This window comes from Rhodopirellula maiorica SM1 (genome assembly GCF_000346295.1).
GTDB lineage: Bacteria > Planctomycetota > Planctomycetia > Pirellulales > Pirellulaceae > Novipirellula > Novipirellula maiorica.
The window spans coordinates 1-3,244 of record NZ_ANOG01000844.1 but is presented as its reverse complement, the minus strand read 5'-3'; the positions used below and the strand labels follow the sequence as shown (position 1 = coordinate 3,244).

Here is a 3,244-nt window from a genome sequence, read left to right as displayed (position 1 = left end):
ACAGGCGATTCCCGATGATGGGCAAACCCGTTCACTGAAAGAGTTGGTGCGATTGATTCGCCAGGATTGTGAACGTCTGCGTGGTGTCAGCCAAAACCCAGCGATCGCGGTCGACAAATTGCGAAGTCGCACGCAACAGTTATGGAAGGAACTCTCGCTCGAAGAACGCACGTTGTTCTTGAAAAAATATTCGGCGGATTGGAATGTGATTCGGCACCGTATTGCCGGCCCGATTCACGATGCGATCACCGATGCGCTCGACTGCGGTCAATTGACCATCACCCCGGCAACCATTCAGACGTTGGCGGCTGCGGAGCATGGCATCGAGATTCAGATGATGGATCGTGACGGATCGCCGAAACGAATCGCGGGTGATTTGGTTATCAATTGTACGGGGCCGAAGTCGCGGTTTTCGGATTCGGCGTTGCCACTGTATCGCAATTTGTTCGAACGAGGTTTGGCACGACCCGATGACATGGATATGGGAATAGCGGTTACCGATGACTTCACCGTACTTGGCAAAGATAATGTTCCAACCCCGTTCATGCATGCAATCGGCCCGATTTTGAAGGGCACGTTGTGGGAGAGCATCGCGGTGCCGGAGCTGCGTCAACAAGCGTATTTGGTCGCGCAGTCGATTCTGGATCAGGAACCGGTCGCGGTTTCCAACCCCGACACCATCGAGTACTGCATCTAAAAAGTGTCGGACACCTGTTTGGGGACTTAGAGTACTTAGGGGATTTAGGGTGGGATGCCAGTGATCTAGGGGCGCGGTGATAAGGACCGAAGCTAATGCGTTGCGGAGCGAACTCTCGAGAGAAAAAGGAAAAAATTCCGGTTATCGATGTCTAAAATGAACGATCCATGCTCTCTCAGCGTGTATCGTCGAAACAGGGGCTGCTGTTCCGTAGTGTAAATATTCTGTCATTAGAAGCTTGCTCTATAGAGAATTTCTGTTTCCCTAATCTCGATCGCCGTCTGCTCCTTCTTTCTTATCAAACCGAGGTGGTATCATTAACGTTCACAAGCGTTCTCGTCCCGCGTTCACACTCGTCGAATTGCTGGTGGTCATCGCCATCATCGGCGTGCTCGTTGGTTTATTGTTGCCAGCGGTTCAGGCTGCCCGCGAAGCCGCACGTCGGATGTCGTGCAGCAACAATTTCAAGCAAATCGGGCTCGGTTTGCACAACTATCATGCGGCCTACAACAAGCTGCCCAGCGGCGGCAGCGGGACGCGTCATCACACGGGGCGACTGAATTGTCTGGTTGCGTTATTGCCGTTCATCGAGCAACAGGCGCTGTGGGAGATGATGTCCAACCCGTTGTTGGCTCAAGCGGGTGAATCACCGCATTCAAGTGCTGCGATCACGCTTGGGTCGGGAACAGGTTGGCCCGCGTTTGGTCCAGCGCTGCACATCGACATCGATGACTATCGTCCGTGGCGAACACAGGTTGTTTCCTATCGCTGCCCCTCGGACCCAGGCCAGTCGGCGGGCGGAGCCGCGTTAACGAATTATGCGTATTCGCTTGGTGATTCGGTCAAACGAATCTTTTACAACGAAAACACCAATTGGAATACCAGCCCGCCCAGCAACCCCAATATCTATCTGGACCGCGGTTCATTGCGAGGAGTGTTCGCTCGGGAGCGTTATCGAGGTTTCCGAGACATTCTAGATGGAACAAGCAACACGGTGGCGATGGCCGAGATCGCGACGTATTTGGGCGATACCGGAGTGATCGGGGGTGTGTTAGACAACAGCCACTTCTCTGGATCGGGCGGCGCCCAGACGGTTTCCCGAGGACCGGCTATTTTGGATACGAAGCGTGATCCTCAGCGGCCGCTGTTCTATAGCGTTCCTGAATCGCAACTCTTTACCACGTTTGGACAATCACGTGGGGGACGTTGGTACGACGCACTGCCAGCAATGACATCGATCACGACGGTGTTGCCGCCAAACTCGCCGAGTGTGATGGGCTTTAACGGCTATGGCACCTATTGGGAACACGGCGTCTACAGCGCCTCGAGTCGCCACCAAGGTGGTTGTCACGTGTTGTTTGCCGACGGAGCGGTGAAGTTCATTACCGACAGCATCGATTCAGGTAACACGGCGTCGGGTTGGAGTATTTCCAAAGACAACAACAACGTTGGGCAAAAGAGTCCATACGGTTTGTGGGGAGCCCTCGGTTCGGCAGCTGCGAAAGAAACCGTACAAGCTGATTTCTAGTCGATTGCCTCACAACAATTGACATCGACTCCTTTTCATTGCTTCTTCTTTGGGATTCTCTACTATGTTTCGTACGTTATTGATATTGATGCTTTTGATCACTCCCTGCGTGATCAGCGGGTGTGATGACGGCCCGACGTCAGAGGTCAAACCGCTCGATGACAAATCGGTCTACGAGGCCGAAGAGGCTCGTTTTGAGTCAGAAAATGCAGGCGGTGGCGGCATCTGAGTCGAGATATCAGTTGGAACAAAACGCCGCGATAAGGGCACCGTGCTCCTTACCGCGGCGTTTTCGTTTCAGGGTTTGGTAAGACCTAATCGTAAGGTCGGTGGGGATGCATCGGGATGTCGACGGCTGGCAAATCCATGCACGTAACAATCTTTGATGCCGGCGGTTTCCGAGACCAGGATCAGCGTGGCACCGCCGTTGGTGTCTTGATTCAAAAACTCAGCAAGTTCGGGCGTCGCAATGCTGAACATCCGCGTGGGATCGGACTGGGGAACAACAAATTTCCCCAGCAGCCTCGTTTTTGTGGGGTCAAGCGTAACGTCGTCGGCGAGCATGCCGGGCGATGATTGCCACGACAATGTCGCTTCATCCCAGTCTTCGAGCGACTCGTCGGTAAGCCCGTAGACGGCAAAGCTGGCATCGGGCATCAGCGACAGAAATCCGATCTCCGTGGGAACGCCCTGCAATTGCAGTTTAGCTGAATGTACGGGTCGTTCAGAAACAAACGACAAATCAAAATGCATATAGCCGCGGCGACGGAAAGGAGTGCCCCAAGAGAAGTCTGGCGGTTCTTTCACCAACAGTGCGATTCGCGACAGCTTTTCTTCGGTTTGTTCGCTGGCCATCACGTAACCATCACGGCCTTCGCCGATGGCGGTCGAGATTTGAATGGTTTTCTGTTCTGCCAAATCAGACGAAGGTAGCGGAGCATCCGGCTGCTTGTCCTCGCTTTCTCGCGTGAATGTTTCAATTCCGACGCGAGTGAATCGTTTCGCATCACGTGTTGTCA

General features: G+C 53.7%; 3 protein-coding genes and 1 pseudogene. 3 read left to right on the top strand and 1 reads right to left on the bottom strand.

Annotated elements, in window-relative coordinates:
* The 3 genes from RMSM_RS27170 to RMSM_RS41380 form a co-directional block, all read left to right on the top strand.
* Nucleotides 1–697, top strand: a 697-nt coding sequence (locus tag RMSM_RS27170) for an FAD/NAD(P)-binding protein (RefSeq protein WP_040769573.1), incomplete at its 5' end; no start/stop codon positions are given.
* A 313-nt stretch (nt 698–1,010) separates the two neighbouring features.
* The gene (locus RMSM_RS27165; RefSeq protein ID WP_081614343.1) at nt 1,011–2,225 is read left to right on the top strand and encodes a DUF1559 domain-containing protein; all 1,215 of its coding nucleotides are present in this window, start codon (nt 1,011–1,013) and stop codon (nt 2,223–2,225) included.
* A 64-nt stretch (nt 2,226–2,289) separates the two neighbouring features.
* Nucleotides 2,290–2,454 (top strand): hypothetical protein, encoded by a 165-nt coding sequence (locus RMSM_RS41380; protein ID WP_008704492.1) that lies wholly within the window; start codon nt 2,290–2,292, stop codon nt 2,452–2,454.
* Between the two features lie 68 nt (nt 2,455–2,522).
* On the opposite strand, the pseudogene RMSM_RS41375 reads toward RMSM_RS41380, so the two are convergent.
* Nucleotides 2,523–3,244, bottom strand: a pseudogene (locus RMSM_RS41375) (glycoside hydrolase family 2 TIM barrel-domain containing protein); the annotation flags it as partial.